Below are 18,459 nucleotides of genomic sequence, written 5' to 3' on the forward strand. Positions count from 1 at the left end.
CGCAAGAGCTTTCTCCGGCGTCGTCGCGGAGTGGCCCGTGGGGTGGGACGCGAGGAGGCGCGGGCCGGGTGCGACCCGACCCGCGCCTCCTCGGCGGACGTGACGCCTACGGCGTGGGCATGCCGCCGTCGACGTGCAGCGTCTCGCCGACGACGTAGCTCGACTCGCCCGACGCGAGGAACACGTAGGCGGGGGCGAGCTCGGCCGGCTGGCCCCAGCGGCCGAGGGCCGTCTGGCTGCCGACGTCGGGCAGCGCGTCGGACGGCTGACCGCCCGCGGGCTGCAGCGGGGTCCAGATCGGGCCGGGCGCGACCGCGTTGACGCGGATGCCCTTCGGCGCGAGCTGCATGGCGAGACCCTTCGAGAAGGTGTTGATCGCGGCCTTCGTCGAGGCGTAGTCGACGAGCATCGGGGCCGGCTGGTACGCCTGGATCGACGTCGTGTTGATGATCGTCGAGCCGGGGGCGAGGTGCGGCAGGGCGGCCTTGGTGATCCAGAACATGGCGTACACGTTGGTCTTGTAGGTGTCGTCGAAGTTCTGGTCGTCGAGGTCGGCGAAGTCCTCGACGTGCTGCTGCTTGCCGGCGTTGTTCACGAGGATGTCGAGGCCGCCGAGCGCGTCGACGGTCTTCTGCACGATGTCGAGGCACACCTCGCGGCTCTTGATGTCGCCGGGCAGGGCGACGGCCTTGCGACCGGCGGCCTCGATGAGGGCGACGATCCGCTGAGCGTCCTCCTTCTCTTCGGCGAGGTAGCTGATGGCGACGTCGGCGCCTTCGCGGGCGTAGGCGATGGCGACGGCCGCGCCGATGCCCGAGTCGCCGCCGGTGACGAGAGCCCTGCGGCCCTCGAGGCGGCCCGAGCCGCGGTAGGTCTCCTCGCCGTGGTCGGCGGGCGAGCTGAGCTCCTCATCGGTGCCGGCGCCCTCGAGGTACTGGGCCTTCGGGGTGATGTCGGCGAACTTCTTGGTGGGGTCTTCGAATGCGTACTGGTCTGCAGACATGGTGGAGCCTCTCGATCTCGGCAGGGGAGGTCCGACGGTAGGCCTCGCCGCGCCTCCTCGTGAGGGGGCCGCTGGAGAACGGCCGTCGTCTATCCCGACGACGAACGGAACGGCAGGAGGCGCGGGGCGGCCCGGGCGGTCGACCAGCCGGTCAGCGGCGTGCAGCCGTGCTGGCTCTCGCGACGATCGTGTGCGGGATGATCACGAGCTCGGTCGGCCGGTCGCGCTCGGCGATGCGGGCGGCCAGCAGCTCCAGGGTGCGTTCGGCGAACAGCCGCTTGTCGAGGGCCACGGTGCTGAGCGGCGGCAGCACGAAGCGGCCGTCGGCGATGTCGTCGAACCCGGCGACGGACACGTCGCCCGGCACGCGGAGGCCCGCCGACCAGAGCGCGTGCACGGCGCCGATGGCCAGCGAGTCGGTGAAGCAGAAGAGCGCGTCGGGCGCGTCGTGCCGGGCGAGGGCCTCGGTCACGGCGGCGGAGGCGGCGGCGGGCGACCACGCGTCGCACGACCAGCGCAGGCCCTCGTCGACCGCGAGGCCGGCGGCGGCCATGGCCTCGGACCAGCCCTGGGTGCGGGCGCGCGCCGTCGCCGTGTCGAAGTCGCGACCCGAGCTGCCGAGCACGGCGATGCGGCGATGGCCGAGCCCGATCAGGTGCTCGGTCATGTCGCGGGCCGCGGCGACGCTGTCGACGCGCACCTGGTCGACGAGGGTCTGCTCGACCTCGCCGATCACGACGAGCGGGGGCAGGCTCTCGGCGCCGACGATCGCGCTCTCGTCGAGGCTGGTCGGGTTGAGCACGAGACCGTCGACGAGGTGCTCCTTGCCGCGCAGCAGCAGCTCGCCCTCGCGTTCGGGGCGCGTGCCGGTCTGCTCGAGCTGCACCGCCCAGCCGCGCTCGTGCGCGACCTCGACGAACCAGTGCGACATCTCGGCGCTGTACGGCGTGGTCAGGTCGGGGAACGCCAGGGCGATCGACCCTGTGCGTCCGTTGCGGAGCCCCCGGGCGCTGAGGTTCGGCACGTAGTCGAGCTCGGCCAGCGCCTGTTCGACGCGCTCGCGGGTCTCGGGTCGCACGAACACGACGCCGTTGATGACGTTCGAGACGGTCTTCGGCGACACCCCGGCGAGTGCCGCCACGTCCTTCACCGTCGCGCGCATGCGCCAAGGCTAGTCGCGGCCACGAGACCCCGGGAACGCGCTGAGACCCCGGCGCGCGCGGCGGGGTCTCGGCGGATGAGCGGGGTCTCGGCGTCGGAGCTGCTCAGGCCGAGGCGAGCACCTTCACGATGCGCTGCAGCGAGACGCTCTCGCTCGGCCGCAGGTCTTGAGCGAACAGGCTGAGGCGGAACTCCTCGAGCATCCACCGCGCGCGGGCGAGTGCAGGAGGCGCGGTGTCGGGCAGAGGGAACGTCCCGCCCGCGGTCTCGTACCGCTCGGTCGCCTGCTGCACCTCGCTCAGCCAGACGCGGTCGCGCTGCGGGTTCTCGAGCAGCTTCGTCGTGCGCCGGGTGATGCCGACGAGGTACACCGGCACGCGCTGCAGCTGCTGCAGCCCGGTCGCCGAGACGAAGCCGGGGTGGACGAGCCGATCGCGCTGCTGGCGCATGTCGGTCAGCGCCGCGAGGAGGTTCATCGACGTCGCGCCCTTGAGCGCCTTGTCGGCGTCGCGGGCGGCCGTCAGGGTGCGCGCCACCAGCGACACGGTCTGGAACATCTGGTCCATGACGGCGCTCGAGACGCGGTCGCGGGCCGAGAGGAACTCCTTCTTGGTCATCACCATGCCGTCGGGCTTCACCCGGAACAGGACGTCGTCGACGACCGCGACGAGGCAGTCGGCGAAGAGCGCCGCCGTGTTCTGGTACGGACTCGTCGCGAGGATCAGCTTCTCGGGGCTCGTCAGGTGCTGCTGCACGTACGCGATCGGAGACGGGGTCGCGAGCATCAGCAGTCGCCGCACGCCCTTCGGCGTCGCCTGCGCCTGGTCGACCGGCGTCGCCATCAGCGTGATCGAGACGGAGTCGCCGTGGTCGACCAGCGCCGGGTACGCGCGGATCACCGTGTCGCCGTGCCGGGTGTCGACCACGGCGGGCAGCTCGTCGAAGTCCCACGAGGTGATGCCGGTGCGCTCGAGGGAGTTCGCGGGGCGCTGACCGGCGTCGGCGACCCGACCCGCGCCTCCTCGGCCTCCGCGACGGCGGGCGTCGCGACCGCCGCCCTGCGTGACGCGCGCGACGCTGTCGCGGGTGGCGTCGCGCAGCCGGTGCTGCAGGGCTCCGAGGTCTTTGTCGCTGCCGACCTCGCGACCGCGGTCGTCGACCACGGCGTACGACACCCGGAGGTGCGCGGGCACGCGATCGAGGTCGAAGTCGTCGACCGCGACGGGCGTGTAGGTGAGCCTCTTGATGACCGCCGCGAGGGTCGCCGTGAACGGCTCGGCGGTGTCGGCCGGGGGAGCGTCGGGCAGCTCGTCGGTGATCTTCTTCGCCCAGTCGGCGGCGGGCACGACGTTCTTGCGGATCTGCTTCGGCAGCGACTTGATCAGCGAGGTCACCAGCTCGTCGCGGAGACCCGGCACCTGCCAGTCGAACCCGACCGGACGGAGGCGCGGCAGCAGCGGCAGGGGCACGACCACCGTCACGCCGTCGTCGTCGGCGCCGGGCTCGAACCGGTAGCGCAGCGTCAGCGTCTGGTCGCCCTGCTGCCAGGTGCTGGGGAACCCCTGCTCGTCGACGTCGGGCTCGTCGTCGCCGAGCAGGTCGGCCGCCGTCATGGTCAGCAGATCGGGGGTGTCCTTCTGCGCCTTGCGCCACCAGCCCTCGAAGTCGCGGGTGCTGAACACGTCGGCCGGGATCCGCCGCTGGAAGAACTCGAACGCCGCGTCGCCGTCGACGAGGATGTCGCGGCGGCGGGTGCGCTCCTCCACCTCGGTCAGCTCGCGGATCAGCTGCTCGTTCTTGCGCTCGAAGGCCTGCTGAGACTCCCAGTCGCCCTCGACGAGGGCGTGCCGGATGAACAGCTCACGCGCGTAGGCCGGGTCGATGCGCGAGAACTGCACGCGCCTCCTCGGCACGATCGGCACGCCGTAGAGCGTGACCCGCTCGTAGGCGACGACGGCGCCCTGCTTCTTCTCCCAGTGCGGCTCGCCGTAGCTGCGCTTCACGAGATCGAGGGCGAGCGGCTCGGCCCACGCGGGGTCGATGGCGCCGTTGACGCGCGCGAACAGGCGGCTCGTCTCGACCAGCTCGGCGCTCATGATCGCCGCGGGCTGCTTCTTCGCGAGCGCGCTGCCCGGGAACACCACGAAACGCGACTGCCGCGCCCCGACGTAGTCCTTCTTCTGCGGGTCGAACAGGCCGATCTGGCTGAGCAGACCGGCGAGCAGGCTGCGGTGCACCCCGTCGGGGTTCGTGCTGCGCTCGCCGATGTGCAGACCGAGGGGGCGGGAGGCGCGCGACAGCTGGCGGTATACGTCTTGCCATTCGCGGATCCGCAGGTAGTTGAGGAACTCGTCGCGGCAGAGGCGCTTGAAGGCGTTGCCGCTGAGCTCCTTCTGCTTGTCTTCGAGGTGGTTCCAGAGGTTCAGCAGGGTCATGAAGTCGCCGGCCGGGTCGCGGAACCGTGCGTGCTTCTCGTCGGCCTGGGCGCGTCTCTCGAGCGGGCGCTCGCGAGGGTCCTGGATGCTGAGGGCCGCGACGATGGCGAGCACCTCGCGGGTCGTGCCGTGCGTCTTCGACTCGACGACCATGCGGGCGAGGCGCGGGTCGATCGGCAGCCGGGTCAGCTGCTTGCCGATGCGGGTGATGTTGCCGCCCTGGGTGACGGCGCCGAGCTCGCGCAACAGGTCGAGGCCGTCTTTGATGCCGCGGGAGTCGGGCGGCTGGAGGAAGGGGAAGGCCGCGATGTCGCCGAGGTCGAGAGAGATCATCTGCAGGATGACCGCGGCGAGGTTCGTGCGGAGGATCTCGGGCTCGGTGTACTCGGGGCGCTTCTCGAAGTCCGTCTCGCTGTAGAGGCGGATCGCGATGCCGCTGCTCGTGCGGCCCGAGCGGCCGGAGCGCTGGTTGGCGCTGGCCTGCGAGATGGCCTCGATCGGGAGGCGCTGCACCTTGGCGCGGGTCGAGTAGCGGCTGATGCGGGCGGTGCCGGCGTCGATCACGTACTTGATGCCGGGCACGGTGAGGCTGGTCTCGGCGACGTTCGTGGCGAGGACGATGCGGCGGCGGGTGCCCGCGGTGGCGCTGGGCTGGAAGACGCGGTGCTGATCGGCGGCGCTGAGGCGGCCGTAGAGCGGCAGCACCTCGGTGTGCGGCAGGTTGCGGCCGCGGATGCTCTCTTCGGCGTCGCGGATCTCGTTCTCGCCGCTGAGGAACACCAGCACGTCGCCGGTGCTCTCGCGGGCGAGCTCGTCGAGGCCCTCGTTGATGCCCTGCAGGTAGTCCTTGTCGTCGGCGCGCTGTCTGCGGTCGCCGGCCCGCGCCTCCTGACGGTCGTCGTCGGGGTCGGTGTCGCCGTCGTCGTCGCCCGTGGTGTCGTCGGCGACGAGTGGCCGGTAGCGGACCTCGACCGGGTAGGTGCGGCCCGAGACCTCGACGATGGGGGCGTCGCCGAAGTGCTTCGAGAACGACTGCGGGTCGATGGTCGCGCTCGTGATGATGAGCTTGAGGTCGGGGCGGCGGGGGAGGAGCTGCTTGAGGTACCCGAGGAGGAAGTCGATGGTGAGGCTGCGCTCGTGGGCCTCGTCGATGATGATCGTGTCGTACCGGGTGAGGTCGCGGTCGAAGTGGATCTCGTTCAGCAGGATGCCGTCGGTCATCAGCTTGATCTGCGTGTCGGCGCCGACCTTGTCGGTGAACCGGACCTGGTAGCCGACGACACCGCCGACCTCGTCGCCGAGCTCTTCGGCGATGCGCTCGCTGATGGTGCGGGCGGCGATGCGGCGGGGCTGCGTATGGCCGATCTTCGTGCGGCCGAGCTCGAGGCAGATCTTCGGCAGCTGCGTCGTCTTGCCCGAGCCGGTGGCACCGGCGACGATGACGACCTGGTTGTCGCGGATCGCGGTGGCGATGTCGTCGCGCCTCTGGCTGACCGGGAGCTCGGGCGGGTACGTGATGGTGGGGATCATGGGCGTTCCAGCTTAAGCGCTCACGGGCCCTCCCCTGGTGCGGGGGGCCGGTCGTCCTCCCCAGGGGCGACCCCGCCGAGGCGGCACGGGTCGATGGACCCCGGGTGGGGGTCTGGCGAGGCGGCGTACTATCCTGCGAGCATTACTCGTCAACGGAGACGGAGAACACCCGAACATGAGCACCCCCTCTCGCGCGACCGCGTCGGTCGCCGCGATCCTGGCCGAATCGGCCACCCGATTCGCCGACGACATCGCCGTCATCGTGGGAGCCGAGCGCACCTCCTACGCGCAGCTCTGGCAGCAGACCCTCGCCTACGCGGGCGCACTCCGCGCCAAGGGCGTGCACGAGGGCGACCGCGTCGCCATGCTCGTGCCCAACGTCGCCGACTTCCCCCGCGTCTACTACGCGACGCTCGCCCTCGGCGCCGTCGCGGTCCCCGTCCACGCGCTGCTCAAACGGCACGAGATCGAGTACGTGCTGCGCGACAGCGGCGCGACGATCCTGGTCTGCGCGGCCCCGCTGCTCGCCGAGGGCGCCGCCGGCGCCTCCCTGGCCGGCGTCGACGTCGTCACGGTGCTCGCCCCGGGCACCTCCGTCGACCCGCACGGCACCGGGCACGACCGGCTCGAGGCGCTCGCCGAGGCCGCCGAGCCGCTCGACACGTACGTGCCCCGCGACCCGTTCGACACCGCGACGATCCTCTACACGAGCGGCACGACCGGTCAGCCGAAGGGCGCCGAGGGGTCGCACTTCGCCCTGATCGAGCAGGTCAACACGAACCTGATGAGCACCTTCGACATGCGGCGCGGCGACGTGCTGCTCGGCGCGCTCCCGCTGTTCCACACCTTCGGTCAGACCTGCACCATGAACACCGGGCTGCGCGCCGGCGCGACGATCGTCATGCTGCCGCGCTTCGACGGCGACGCGGCCCTCGCCGCCATGGTCGAGCACGACTGCGCGATCTTCATGGGCGTCCCCACGATGTACATGGCCCTGCTCGACGCGGCCACGCGCTCGGAGGGCAGACCGCGCCTCCGCTACGCCGTCTCGGGCGGGGCCTCGCTGCCCCTGGCCGTCCTCGAGCGGTTCGAGCAGGTCTTCGGCGCCCCGCTGCACGAGGGGTACGGGCTGACCGAGACGTCGCCCGTCGCGACCTTCAACCACGTCGGTCGCACTCCGCGGCCCGGCACCATCGGCACGCCGATCTGGGGTGTCGACGTCGAGATCGCCGACCCCGCCGTCACCGACTCGATCGCCCTGCTGCCGCACGGCGAGATCGGCGAGCTGGTCATCCGCGGCCACAACCTGATGAACGGCTACCTGAACCGGCCCGAGGACACCGCCGAGGCGATCGTCGACGGCTGGTTCCGCACCGGCGACCTCGGCACCAAGGACGACGACGGCTACCTCACCATCGTCGACCGCACGAAGGACATGATCATCCGCAACGGGTACAACGTGTACCCCCGCCAGGTCGAGGAGGTGCTGGCCAAGCACCCCGACGTGACCATGGCGGCGGTCTTCGGCGTGCCGCACGAGATGCACGGTCAGGAGATCGAGGCGGCCGTCGTGCTGCGCGAGGGCGCCACGGTCGAGCCCGCCGAGCTCGTCACCTTCGTGTCCGACGCGATCGCGGCGTACAAGTTCCCGCGCGTGGTGCACGTCGTCGACTCCCTTCCGCTCGGCCCGAGCGGCAAGATCCTCAAGCGGGCGCTCGTCGAGCGGTTCGGCGTGGCGGAGCCGACCCGCGCCTCCTGAGGGCGACCGGCGCCTCGTGAGCCGACCCGTGCCTCCTGAGGCCGACCCGCGCCTCCTGAGGGCGACCGGCGCCTCCTGGGGGCGACGGCCGTCGCGCGATGCGGCCCGTCGCGCCTAGAGTCGAGGGCGTGATGCTCAACGACGTGCACGTCCACCGTTCCGACGACCCGCTCGCCCGGGCCGACGAGCTGGCCGCGAAGCTGGCCGCGGTCGCCCTCGACCCCGTGGCCGTCGACGCCGACGTCGTCGACATGGTCGTCAACCGGGTCATCGACAACGCCGCCGTCTCGGCTGCCAGTCTCGGCCGGGCCCCCGTGGCGGCCGCCCGAGCGCAGGCCGCGGCGCGCCTGCAGACCCCCGCCGATGGCCGAGGAGGCGCGGGTCGACCGGGCACCGCCGGTCGCGGTCGCGAGGGCGCCACCGTCGTCGGCCTCGACCCGGCGACCCGCGTGCAGCCCGAGTGGGCCGCGTGGGCGAACGGCGTGGCCGTGCGCGAGCTCGACTTCCACGACACGTTCCTCGCCGCCGAGTACTCGCACCCGGGCGACAACATCCCGCCGGTGCTCGCCGTGGCCCAGCACGTCGGCGCGACGGGCGAGCAGCTGGTGCGCGGTCTGGCCGCCGGCTACGAGCTGCAGATCGACCTCGTCAAGGCGATCAGCCTGCACGCCCACAAGATCGACCACGTCGCGCACCTCGGCCCGAGCGCCGCGGGCGGCATCGGCGCGCTGCTCGGACTGGACGCCGAGACGACGGCTCAGGCGATCGCGCAGGCCCTGCACACCACCACGGCGACGCGTCAGTCGCGCAAGGGCCTCATCTCGACCTGGAAGGCCTACGCCCCGGCATTCGCCGGCAAGCAGGCCGTCGAGGCCGTCGACCGGGCCTTGCGCGGTCAGACGAGCCCCAGCCCGATCTACGAGGGCGAGGACGGCGTCATCGCCTGGCTGCTCGACGGCCCCGACGCGCACTACCGGGTGCCGCTGCCCGGCCCCGGCGAGTCGAAGCGCGCCATCCTCGACAGCTACACGAAGGAGCACAGCGCCGAGTACCAGGCGCAGGCCTGGATCGACCTCGCCCGCCGACTCGGTCGCGAGCATCCCGAGCTGCGCGACCCCGCCGCCGTCGAGTCGATCGTGCTGCACACCAGTCACCACACGCACGTCGTGATCGGCTCGGGCGCGGGGGATCCGCAGAAGTACGACCCGACCGCCAGCCGCGAGACGCTCGACCACTCGATCCCGTACATCGTCGCCGTCGCCCTCCAGGACGGCGAGTGGCACCACGAGCGCAGCTACGCGCCCGAGCGCGCCGCACGCCCCGACACGGTCGCCCTCTGGCGTCGCATCACCACCGCGGAGGACGCCGAGTGGACCCGCCGGTACCACTCGATCGACCCCGCCGAGAAGGCCTTCGGCGGTCGCCTCGAGGTCACGTTCGTCGACGGCCGCCGTCTCGTCGACGAGATCGCCGTCGCGGACGCCCACCCGCTCGGCGCCCGGCCCTTCGGTCGCGACGACTACGTGCGGAAGTTCCGCACCCTCGCCGACGGGGTGCTCGACCCGGCCGAGATCGAGAGGTTCCTCGACGTGGCGCAGCGCCTGCCCGAGCTGCGGGCCGGCGAGCTGCAGACCCTCACCCTCACCGCGCCTCCCGGGTCGCTCCGATCGGCCGACGAGGCCCTGCCGGACGGGCTGTTCTGATGCTGTACTCGACGCTGACGCCGGCCGAGAAGCGCCGCCGCCTCCGGGCCCGACTCGACGACACCGACGAGCTGCTGCGCCTCCCCGGCGCCTTCAACCCGCTGAGCGCGCGCCTGATCGAGCAGAAGGGCTTCGAGGGCGTCTACGTCTCGGGGGCCGTCGTCAGCGCCGATCTCGGGCTGCCCGACATCGGCCTCACGACCCTGACCGAGGTGGCCCAGCGGGCGCACCAGATCGCCCGGATGACCGATCTGCCGACGCTCGTCGACGCCGACACGGGTTTCGGCGAGCCGATGAACGTCGCCCGCACCGTGCAGACGATGGAGGATGCCGGGGTCGCCGGTCTGCACATCGAGGACCAGGTCAACCCCAAACGCTGCGGTCATCTCGACGGCAAGGCGGTGGTCAACCTCGACACCGCGCTGAAGCGGATCCGTGCCGCGGCCGACGGGCGACGCGACCCCGATCTGCTGATCATGGCGCGCACCGACGTGCGGGCGATCGACGGGCTGGCGGCGGCCGTCGACCGGGCGAGGGCGCTCGTCGACGCGGGCGCCGACGCGGTGTTCCCCGAGGCGATGACCGGTCTCGACGAGTTCGAGGCGATCGCCCGGGCCGTCGACGTGCCCGTGCTGGCCAACATGACGGAGTTCGGCAAGGGACGCCTGCACACGGCCGACGAGCTGCGCGACGCCGGCGTGCGGATCGTCATCTACCCCGTGACGCTGCTGCGGCTCGCCATGGGCGCGGCGGCCCGCGGGCTCGACGAGATCGACTCGGCGGGGACCCAGGAGGCGCTGCTCGATTCCATGCAGCACCGCACCGATCTCTACGACCTGATCGACTACCGGGGCTATTCGGCGTTCGACTCGGGCGTCTTCGACTTCACCGTGGAGCGCTGACCGCGCCTCGCACGCACACCCGATCACGAAGGAGTGACCATGACCGACACCATCACGACCGACCCGCCCGTCGAGCTGCACAAGGGGCTGGCCGGCGTCGTCGTCGATCGCACCGCGGTCTCGAAGGTCGACGCGGCGAGCAACTCGCTGCTCTACCGGGGGTACCCCGTGCAGCAGCTCGCCGCCGAGCGCGACATCGAGGACGTCGCCTACCTGCTGCTGCACGGCGAACTGCCGACCGCCGCCGAACGGGCCGCCTTCGACGCCGAGCTGCGGGCCGCCCGCCCGCTGGCACCGGGCCTCCTGCACGTGATCGATCTCATCCCGACGTCGGCGCACCCGATGGACGTCGTGCGGACCGCCGTCAGCGCCATCGGCGCGGCCCAGCCCGAGTCGAGCACCGCGCCGGGCGAGTACGACGCCGCCGCGACGCGACGACTCGCCACCCGCCTGTTCGCCGTGCTGCCCGCCGTCATCGCCTACGACCAGCGCCGACGCCACGATCTGCCCCCGATCGCCCCGCGCGACGACCTCGGCTACAGCGCCGACTTCCTCCACCAGGTGTTCGGACGCGAGGCCGACCCGCTCGACGTCGACGCCTTCGACACGTCGATGGTGCTCTACGCCGAGCACTCGTTCAACGCCTCGACGTTCACGGCGCGGGTGATCGCCTCGACGCTCTCCGATCTGCACTCGTCGGTGGTCGGCGCCATCGGCGCCCTGAAGGGGCCGCTGCACGGCGGCGCGAACGAGGCGGCCCTCGAGCTGCTGGCCCGGGTGACCGACGACGGGGGCGCCGCGGGCGCGGGCGCCTGGCTCGACGGGGCCTTCGCCCGGCACGAGAAGATCATGGGCTTCGGTCACCGGGTGTACAAGAACGGCGACAGCCGGGTGCCGACCATGGAGGAGGCGCTGGCCGGCCTCGTCGACCGGGCCCGCGCCTCCGGAGACGACCGCGTCGGCGATCTCGCCGCGACCTACGAGGCGCTCGCCGCCGGAGTGCTCGAACGGAAGGACCTGAAGCCGAACGTCGACTACCCGTCGGGGCTGGCCTATCACCTGATGGGCTTCGACACGTCGGTGTTCACGCCGCTGTTCGTCGCCGCACGGGTGCTCGGCTGGAGCGCCCACGTGATCGAGCAGCGCGAGGCGAACTCGCTGATCAGGCCGCTGAGCCACTACGACGGGGTCGAACTGCGCGACGTGCCGCCCCGCGGCTGAACCACGGGACGTCGCCGCCGCCTACCGTGGGCGGCATGACCAACCGCCTCGCCGACGCCGTCAGCCCGTACCTCCGCTCGCACGCCGAGAACCCCGTCGACTGGCGTCCGTGGGGGCCCGAGGCCTTCGCCGAGGCCGCCCGTCGCGACGTGCCCGTGCTCGTCTCGATCGGCTACTCGACCTGCCACTGGTGCCATGTGATGGCGCGCGAGAGCTTCTCCGACCCCGTGCTGGCCGCGACGCTGAACGACCGGTTCGTCGCGGTCAAGGTCGATCGCGAAGAGCACCCCGACGTCGACTCGAGCTACCTCGCCGCCGCGTCGGCCTTCACGCCGAGTCTCGGCTGGCCGCTCACCGCCTTCGCGACCCCCGAGGGGCGCGTCTTCTACGCGGGCACGTACTACCCGCCGACCCCGGTCGGCGAGCATCCGGCGTTCGGCCAGGTGCTCGACGCGGTCGCCGAGGCGTGGCGCGAGCGGCGCGGCGAGGTGGAGGCGACCGGCCGGGCGGTCCAGGAGGCGCTGGTCGGCCGAGCCGCGCCTTCTGCGGTCGTCGACGGGGTCGTCTCGCCGACCGCGGGGCCGGCGCCGATCGCACTGCCCACGATGGAGTCCCTGCGGGCGGCGGCCGGTCGGCTCGTCCCGTTCGAGGACACCGAGCACGGCGGGCTGGGCGGGGCGCCGAAGTTCCCCACCGCGCCGCTGCAGCTGGCGCTGCTGACGCTCGGGGCCGGGGGAGACCCGGCGGCCGCGGGGCTCGCGTCGCGCACGCTGCGGGCCATGGCGGCGTCGCCCCTCCGCGACGCCGTCGAGGGCGGGTTCTTCCGGTACTCGACGCGACACGACTGGGCCGACCCGCACTACGAGCGGATGCTCTACGACAACGCGCTGCTGCTGACGGCGTACTCGCGGGCGGCGGTGCTCGACCGTGGCGCGGGGTCGCGCGAGGCGGCAGAGGGCGTCGCGACGTTCCTGCTCGAGCGGCTGCGCACCGCGCGCGGGGGCTTCGGGTCGGCGCAGGACAGCGAGAGCACGATCGACGGCCGCCGCGTCGAGGGCGGCTACTACCTGCTCGACGCGGCCGGGCGGGCGCGGCAGGAGGCGCCGCCCGTCGACGACAAGGTCCTCACCGGCTGGAACGGCCTCGCCGTCGCCGCACTGGCGGAGGCGGGGTGGCGACTCGACCACCCCGAGTGGATCGCCGCCGCACGCGGAGCGGCCGACCTGCTGCTCGCCGAGCACGTCACGGCCGAGGGGCGACTGCTGCGCGCCTCCACGTCGTCCGGGGTGTCGCGCGCGTCGGCCGCCCTCGAGGACTACGGGATGCTCGCCGAGGGTCTGCTGCAGCTCGCCCTCGCGACCGGGGAGCCGCGCTACGCCGTCGAGGCGCGACGGCTCGTCGACCTGTGCCTCGACGCGGGGCGGGGCGGCGGAGGAGGCGCGGGTGCGGCGGGTGCCGACGGCCCGGTGTTCGAGGCTCCCGGCGGGGGCGACCCCGTGCTGCAGGCGCAGGGGACGGCGCTCGTGACCGACCCGTCGGAGGGCGCGTACCCCTCGGGTGTCGCGTCGCTCGCGACGGCGGCGTCGACCCTGCATCGCCTCACCGGGGAGGCGCGCTACCGGACCGCCGCGGAGCTCGCGCTGGCCCCCGCCGCCGCCGCTGCCGTCGACTCGCCGTCGGCGTACGGCACGACGTTCGGCCTGCTGGCCGACCTCGCCGCGGGGGCGACGCAGGTCGTGGTCGTGGTGCCCGACGCGGCTGCCGATACGGGTGCCGGCACGGAGGTACGCGCACTCGCGGCGCGGGTCAGGAGCGAGGTCGCACCCGGGCTCGTGGTGGCCGTCGTCGACGACTCCTCGGCGCGGGCCTTCGCCGAGGCCGGGTTCGAGCTCTTCGCCGGGCGCCGCTCGACGCCCGGGCCCACGTCCGAGACGTCGCTCGCGACGGCCTACGTCTGCCGTGACTTCGTCTGCCGACTGCCCGTGACCGACGTCGCATCGCTGGATCGCGAACTCGCACAGGCCTGACATGACGCGACGTGCCCGGGACCCGTCGTGTTCGGCGGTGTCTCGGGCACGTCGCGATCAGGGGCCGTGCCGGTGCGGCCGCTGCTGCTGTTGCCGCTGAGGAGGGTTCCTTACGGGCGCGGCTTCGGCGGGCCGGGCTTGGGGTGACCGGGGATCGAATCGCCCGAGAGATTCAGATCGGCCGGGTCGACCTCGATGTCGCCGACGTCGTCCGGTCCGCCCTCGCCGGGGAGGCTCTTGATCGCGTCGAGGTCGGTGTCGTCGTCGACGGCGGGGGAGTCGGCCGTGGCCGACCGCTGCATCTCGGCCGTCGTCTTCTCGCTGCGCGGGAAGTCCGCCGTCGGGTCGTCATTCTCCGTCGTGCCGTCGGCGGCCGGCGACGTGCTGCCGGTCGAGTCGCTGCTCGAGTCGCCGGCCTGCGTGTCGCTGGCTTGGTCGGCGCCGGGCTGGGCGCCGTTGGGCTGGGTGTCGTGCTCGTCATCGTGCATGCGCGGCACCGTACGCCGTGGAGGTGCGCGCGACATGTGCGCCCGATCGGTCGAGCACCGGGGCGCGGGCCGCGTCAGGCGGCGAGCGACTCGAGCGGGGTGTCGGCGTCGGCCGACCACTCGTTCAGCGAACCGTCGTACAGGGCGACGTTGCGCTCGCCGATCAGCGTCAGAGCGAAGGCGTCGGCGCTCGCGTCGATGCCGGCCCCGCAGTAGACGACGACACGGTCGGCGCTCGCCACCGGGGCGAACACGGATTCGATGACGCGCTCGGGGCGGAACTGGCGGTCGGCGTCGACGACGCGGTCGACCGGCACGGAGACGCTCGTGGGGATGTGCCCGAGTCGCGGGCGCCGCCCCTCGACACCGGCGAACTCGGCCGTCGGTGACGCGCAGACGAGCGCCGCCTTCTCGTCGCCGGCCACCACGCGCTCGACGAACGCCTTGTCGACCCAGAGATCGGGTCGCTCGCTCGCCTCGAACAGCGCGGGCTCGGGCTCGACGTGCCCGCGCTCGACGGGCCGCCGCTCGTCGCGCCAGACGGAGGCGCCGCCGTCGAGCACCGCCACGTCGTCGTACCCGTACGCCCGGAAGAGCCACCAGAGACGGCAGGCCCACTCGCTGTGCGCGTCGTCGTAGACGACCACGGTCGTCTCGTTCGAGATGCCGAGCGCGCCGGCGGCGTCTTCGAAGCGCGACCGGCCGGGGCGGGTGAACGGCAGATGCGCGTCGGCGTCGCTGAAGTCGCGGATGAGGTCGGCGAACACGGCACCGGGCACGTGGCCGGCCCGGTGACCCTCGCGACCCGTTATGTAGCGGCCCGTCGGGGTGCCGTCGACACCCGCCACGGGCCGGACGGTGGTGTCGACCACGACCATGTCGTCGGCGCCCAGGTGGTCGGCGAGCCACTGGGTCGAGACGAGAGGCGAGGTCAGCACGGGAGGCATGGCCCCCACGGTAGCCACCACGACCGACATCCGGCAGGAGGCGGGCAACACGGCGTCACGCGCCGCCCGCCCGCCCGGCGCGTCAGCGGCCGGTCTTCTTGGCCGAGATGACGCCGGTGTCGAAGCCCATGAGGTTGAGCCCGCCGTGGAACCGCGCGTGCTCGACCTTGATGCAGCGGTCCATGACGACCGTCAGCCCCTGCTCTTCGGCGTACCGCGCGGCCTCCTCGTTGTAGATGCCGAGCTGCACCCAGATCGTCTTCGCACCGCTCGCGAGCACGTCGTCGACGACCGAGGGGATGTCGCTCGCCTTGCGGAACACGTCGACGATGTCGGGCACCTCGGGCAGCGACGCGAGGTCGGGGTAGGCCTTCTGCCCGAGGATCGTGTCGGCGTTCGGGTTGACGAAGTACACCCGCAGGTCGCTCGACTGCTGCAGGTAGGTGCCGACGAAGTAGCTCGAGCGCGCGGGGTTCGGCGACGCCCCGACGATGGCGACGCTCGACGCCCCGCGGAGGATCGCCTGACGCTCACGCGCCCCCGGCCCGACCCAGGTCCGCTGCGACTTCAGGAGCTTCGCCAGAGGCGACGACGCCGGCAGCTCGCAGGTCAGGCCGTTGGTCAGCTGCGTGGTGACGGTCTCGGCGGTGGGTGCTGAGGTCATGGCGGGTCACTCGCCCTTCGTCGCGGCGCTGAGCGCCTGGTCGAGGTCGTGGACGATGTCGTCCGGGTCTTCGATGCCGACGCTGATGCGCACCGACCCCGGCAGCACCCCCGCGTCGACGAGCTGCTGCTCGCTCAGCTGGGCGTGCGTGGTCGAGCCCGGGTGGATGACGAGGGTCTTCGCGTCGCCGATGTTGGCGAGGTGGCTGGCCAGCTCGACCGACTCGATGAAGGTCCGCCCGGCGGCGCGCCCGCCCTTGAGCTCGAAGGTGAACACCGAGCCGGGCCCCTCCGGCAGGTACTTCGCCGCCCGGTCGTGGTGCGGGTGATCGGGCAGACCGGCCCAGCGCACCCGCTCGATGCGCGGGTCGGCGTCGAGCCACTCGGCGACGTGACGGGCGTTCTCGACGTGGGCGCGCATCCGGAACGGCAGGGTCTCGACGCCCTGGGCGAGCAGCCAGGCCGAGTGCGGTGCGAGGGCGGGGCCGATGTCGCGCAGCTGCTCGGCGCGGAGGCGGGTCAGGAACGCGTACTCGCCGAAGTTGCCCGACCAGTTCAGCCCGCCGTAGCTCGGCACGGGCTGGTCGAACAACGGGAACCGCTCGGTGTCCCACGCGAAGCGCCCCGACTCGACGACGACGCCGCCGAGCGTGGTGCCGTGCCCGCCGAGGAACTTCGTCGCCGAGTGGATGACGACGTCGGCGCCCCACTCGATGGGGCGGTTCAGGTACGGGGTCGAGATGGTCGAGTCGACGATCAGCGGCACGCCGGCCGCGTGCGCGACCTCGGCGAGACCCTCGAGGTCGGCGATCTCGCCCGACGGGTTCGCGACCGTCTCGACGAACACGAGCTTCGTCTCGGGACGGATCGCGGCGGCGTAGTCGACCGGGTCGCTCGACTGGACGAACGTCGTCTCGACGCCGAACCGGCGGAGGGTCACGTCGAGCTGGGTGATCGAGCCCCCGTAGAGGTTCGCGCTCGCGACGATGTGGTCGCCGGCCCCGGCGAGCGAGGCGAAGGTGATGAACTGCGCGCTGAGTCCGCTCGACGTCGCGACGGCGCCCAGGCCGCCCTCGAGGCTGGCGATGCGCTCTTCGAACGAGGCCGTGGTCGGGTTCGCGAGACGGCTGTAGATGTTGCCGTACTTCTGCAGGGCGAACCGCGCCGCGGCGTCCTCCGTGTCGTCGAACACGAACGCGCTCGACTGGTAGATGGGGAGGGCCCGCGAGCCCGTCACCGCATCGGGGATGTTGCCCGCGTGGATCGCCCGCGTGCGGAAGCCGTACTCACGATCTGCCATGCGCCAACGCTAGCCGCTGGTCGTCACGGGGCGACCGGGGAGGTAACAGAACTACACATGGCGACCCGCGCCTCCTGCCCTGGGGAGGGGTCGAGGCGCCGGGGCGCCGCGGCCCCTCAGCGCGACCCGAGCACCGACCGGTACACCTCGAGCATCGGCTCGGCGCTCTGCGCCACCACCGGACCGGCGCGCAGCTGGGCCTCGCTGGCGCTCGTCAGCAGCTCCGGGTCGCCGAGGAGGCGCGCGATGGTCGCGACGAGCCCCGCGGCGTCGGGCGTCGGCGTGAGGAACCCTCCGCCGTCGGGCACCACCTCGGCCAGATCGGGGTCGCAGTAGACCACGGGGAGGCCGGTCGCGGTCGCCTCGAGAGCGACCATCGGCTGGTTGTCGAAGTCGTACGAGCTCGAGACGAGCACATGACCCGACCGCATCGCCTCGAGCACGCTCGCATGCGTCACCGCGCCGTGGAACGTCACCGGGGCGCCCGCCCGCTCGAGCGACCGGCGCGCGCCGCCGTCGCCGTAGACGTCGACCGACACCCGCGGCCCGAACTCCCGCGCGGCCGCGAGCAGCACCTCGGGGCGCTTCTCGGGCGAGAGTCTGCCGACCCAGACGACGCGCAGGGTCTCCCCGTCGGCCAGTCGCCGAGGCGGCGTGGTGCCTGCGGTCGCGGCCACCGCCTCCTCGAGGCCGTTGGACACCACCGTCATCGGCGTCTGGACGCCCTGGTCGGCGAGCTTGCGGGCGAAGTGGGACGACGGGACGACGACGTGATCGCTGGCCCGCGACTGCGCCAGCATGAGCCGCCACATCCGTCGGGCGGTGGCGGTCGCCGTGTAAGGAGTGCCTCCCTGGACGCGGAGACCGGCGTGGCTGACCTGCCGCGCGTGCAGGCGGGCGAGCAGGGCGGTCGTGACACCGGGCAGGGGCAGGGTCGACGCCGTGTAGACGTCGACGCGGCCGTGCATCGTATGCACGACGGGGAGGCCCAGGTCGCCGGCCGCGCGGATGCCGCCGAGCGCCGCGAACATCTCGGAGTGGGTGTGCACCACGTCGACTCCGCGACGGGCGAACTCGTCGCGCAGCGCGGCCGTCACGCGACGGGGCGACCAGGCGAACGGATAGCCGTCGGGGCGGAACGACCCCGAGACGGGCAGGGCCACCACCCCCTCGTCGGGCGACGGGCCGGCGAGCGGGCAGAAGACGGTCGCCTCGTGACCGGCGGCACGGAGCGACTCGGCGAGGGCCCGCACGGCTGTCTGGACGCCGCCGAGCGTCGGGGCGTAGTAGTCCGTGACGAGGGCGATGTGCACGCGTCGA

Annotated in this window: 13 protein-coding genes; 5 read left to right on the forward strand and 8 right to left on the reverse strand. The window is 72.5% G+C overall.

From position 1 onward, the window contains the following. Positions 1 to 106: 106 nt before the first annotated feature. From ACZ6JE_RS00215 to hrpA, 3 genes are all read right to left on the reverse strand, one after another. A complete protein-coding gene (locus tag ACZ6JE_RS00215; protein ID WP_464317887.1) occupies positions 107 to 1,003 on the reverse strand; it encodes a glucose 1-dehydrogenase in 897 nt (298 codons plus the stop codon). A gap of 151 nt (positions 1,004 to 1,154) precedes the next feature. Next, entirely contained in the window at positions 1,155 to 2,165 is a 1,011-nt protein-coding gene (locus tag ACZ6JE_RS00220; RefSeq protein WP_464317888.1) for a LacI family DNA-binding transcriptional regulator, read from the reverse strand. 103 nt (positions 2,166 to 2,268) lie between these two features. After that, positions 2,269 to 6,129 (reverse strand): ATP-dependent RNA helicase HrpA, encoded by a 3,861-nt coding sequence (gene hrpA, locus ACZ6JE_RS00225; RefSeq protein ID WP_464317889.1) that lies wholly within the window; start codon positions 6,127 to 6,129, stop codon positions 2,269 to 2,271. 175 nt (positions 6,130 to 6,304) lie between these two features. Here hrpA and ACZ6JE_RS00230 point away from each other — a divergent pair, with 175 nt between their 5' ends. The 5 genes from ACZ6JE_RS00230 to ACZ6JE_RS00250 all read left to right on the forward strand — a co-directional run bounded on the left by ACZ6JE_RS00230 (position 6,305) and on the right by ACZ6JE_RS00250 (position 13,741). After that, on the forward strand, positions 6,305 to 7,888 hold the full coding sequence (locus tag ACZ6JE_RS00230; protein ID WP_192059495.1) for a long-chain-fatty-acid--CoA ligase: 1,584 nt from the start codon (positions 6,305 to 6,307) through the stop codon (positions 7,886 to 7,888). Positions 7,889 to 8,019: 131 nt separating this feature from the next. After that, complete coding sequence (locus ACZ6JE_RS00235; protein ID WP_464318170.1) at positions 8,020 to 9,591, forward strand: MmgE/PrpD family protein; 1,572 nt, start codon at positions 8,020 to 8,022, stop codon at positions 9,589 to 9,591. Continuing rightward, positions 9,591 to 10,493, forward strand: coding sequence for a methylisocitrate lyase (gene prpB / locus ACZ6JE_RS00240; RefSeq protein ID WP_464317890.1), 903 nt, complete (start codon positions 9,591 to 9,593; stop codon positions 10,491 to 10,493). The genes ACZ6JE_RS00235 and prpB overlap by 1 nt, the downstream gene beginning before the upstream one ends. Positions 10,494 to 10,532: 39 nt before the next feature. Beyond that, entirely contained in the window at positions 10,533 to 11,714 is a 1,182-nt protein-coding gene (locus ACZ6JE_RS00245; RefSeq protein WP_464317891.1) for a bifunctional 2-methylcitrate synthase/citrate synthase, read from the forward strand. Positions 11,715 to 11,749: 35 nt separating this feature from the next. Beyond that, positions 11,750 to 13,741 (forward strand): thioredoxin domain-containing protein, encoded by a 1,992-nt coding sequence (locus tag ACZ6JE_RS00250; protein WP_464317892.1) that lies wholly within the window; start codon positions 11,750 to 11,752, stop codon positions 13,739 to 13,741. 110 nt (positions 13,742 to 13,851) lie between these two features. Here ACZ6JE_RS00250 and ACZ6JE_RS00255 read toward each other — a convergent pair whose 3' ends face one another. The 5 genes from ACZ6JE_RS00255 to ACZ6JE_RS00275 all read right to left on the reverse strand — a co-directional run bounded on the left by ACZ6JE_RS00255 (position 13,852) and on the right by ACZ6JE_RS00275 (position 18,452). Beyond that, positions 13,852 to 14,229: a hypothetical protein gene (locus tag ACZ6JE_RS00255; RefSeq protein WP_464317893.1), complete on the reverse strand. Its 378-nt coding sequence runs from the start codon at positions 14,227 to 14,229 to the stop codon at positions 13,852 to 13,854. A gap of 74 nt (positions 14,230 to 14,303) precedes the next feature. Beyond that, the gene (locus tag ACZ6JE_RS00260) at positions 14,304 to 15,176 is read right to left on the reverse strand and encodes a sulfurtransferase (protein ID WP_464317894.1); all 873 of its coding nucleotides are present in this window, start codon (positions 15,174 to 15,176) and stop codon (positions 14,304 to 14,306) included. An 82-nt stretch (positions 15,177 to 15,258) separates the two neighbouring features. Continuing rightward, complete coding sequence (locus tag ACZ6JE_RS00265; protein ID WP_192059506.1) at positions 15,259 to 15,840, reverse strand: CoA-binding protein; 582 nt, start codon at positions 15,838 to 15,840, stop codon at positions 15,259 to 15,261. 6 nt (positions 15,841 to 15,846) lie between these two features. Further along, complete coding sequence (locus ACZ6JE_RS00270; RefSeq protein ID WP_243216377.1) at positions 15,847 to 17,139, reverse strand: O-acetylhomoserine aminocarboxypropyltransferase/cysteine synthase family protein; 1,293 nt, start codon at positions 17,137 to 17,139, stop codon at positions 15,847 to 15,849. A gap of 116 nt (positions 17,140 to 17,255) precedes the next feature. Then, positions 17,256 to 18,452, reverse strand: coding sequence for a glycosyltransferase (locus tag ACZ6JE_RS00275; protein ID WP_464317895.1), 1,197 nt, complete (start codon positions 18,450 to 18,452; stop codon positions 17,256 to 17,258). Positions 18,453 to 18,459: the final 7 nt, after the last annotated feature.

Source organism: Frigoribacterium sp. AC759 (assembly GCF_979256015.1).

Bases quoted from the DNA above. Each gene is read 5' to 3' on its own strand.
- ACZ6JE_RS00215 (WP_464317887.1), bottom strand. From the start codon at position 1,003: ATGTCTGCAGACCAGTACGCATTCGAAGACCCCACCAAGAAGTTCGCC.
- ACZ6JE_RS00220 (WP_464317888.1), bottom strand. From the start codon at position 2,165: ATGCGCGCGACGGTGAAGGACGTGGCGGCACTCGCCGGGGTGTCGCCG.
- hrpA (WP_464317889.1), bottom strand. From the start codon at position 6,129: ATGATCCCCACCATCACGTACCCGCCCGAGCTCCCGGTCAGCCAGAGG.
- ACZ6JE_RS00230 (WP_192059495.1), top strand. From the start codon at position 6,305: ATGAGCACCCCCTCTCGCGCGACCGCGTCGGTCGCCGCGATCCTGGCC.
- ACZ6JE_RS00235 (WP_464318170.1), top strand. From the start codon at position 8,020: ATGCTCAACGACGTGCACGTCCACCGTTCCGACGACCCGCTCGCCCGG.
- prpB (WP_464317890.1), top strand. From the start codon at position 9,591: ATGCTGTACTCGACGCTGACGCCGGCCGAGAAGCGCCGCCGCCTCCGG.
- ACZ6JE_RS00245 (WP_464317891.1), top strand. From the start codon at position 10,533: ATGACCGACACCATCACGACCGACCCGCCCGTCGAGCTGCACAAGGGG.
- ACZ6JE_RS00250 (WP_464317892.1), top strand. From the start codon at position 11,750: ATGACCAACCGCCTCGCCGACGCCGTCAGCCCGTACCTCCGCTCGCAC.
- ACZ6JE_RS00255 (WP_464317893.1), bottom strand. From the start codon at position 14,229: ATGCACGATGACGAGCACGACACCCAGCCCAACGGCGCCCAGCCCGGC.
- ACZ6JE_RS00260 (WP_464317894.1), bottom strand. From the start codon at position 15,176: ATGCCTCCCGTGCTGACCTCGCCTCTCGTCTCGACCCAGTGGCTCGCC.
- ACZ6JE_RS00265 (WP_192059506.1), bottom strand. From the start codon at position 15,840: ATGACCTCAGCACCCACCGCCGAGACCGTCACCACGCAGCTGACCAAC.
- ACZ6JE_RS00270 (WP_243216377.1), bottom strand. From the start codon at position 17,139: ATGGCAGATCGTGAGTACGGCTTCCGCACGCGGGCGATCCACGCGGGC.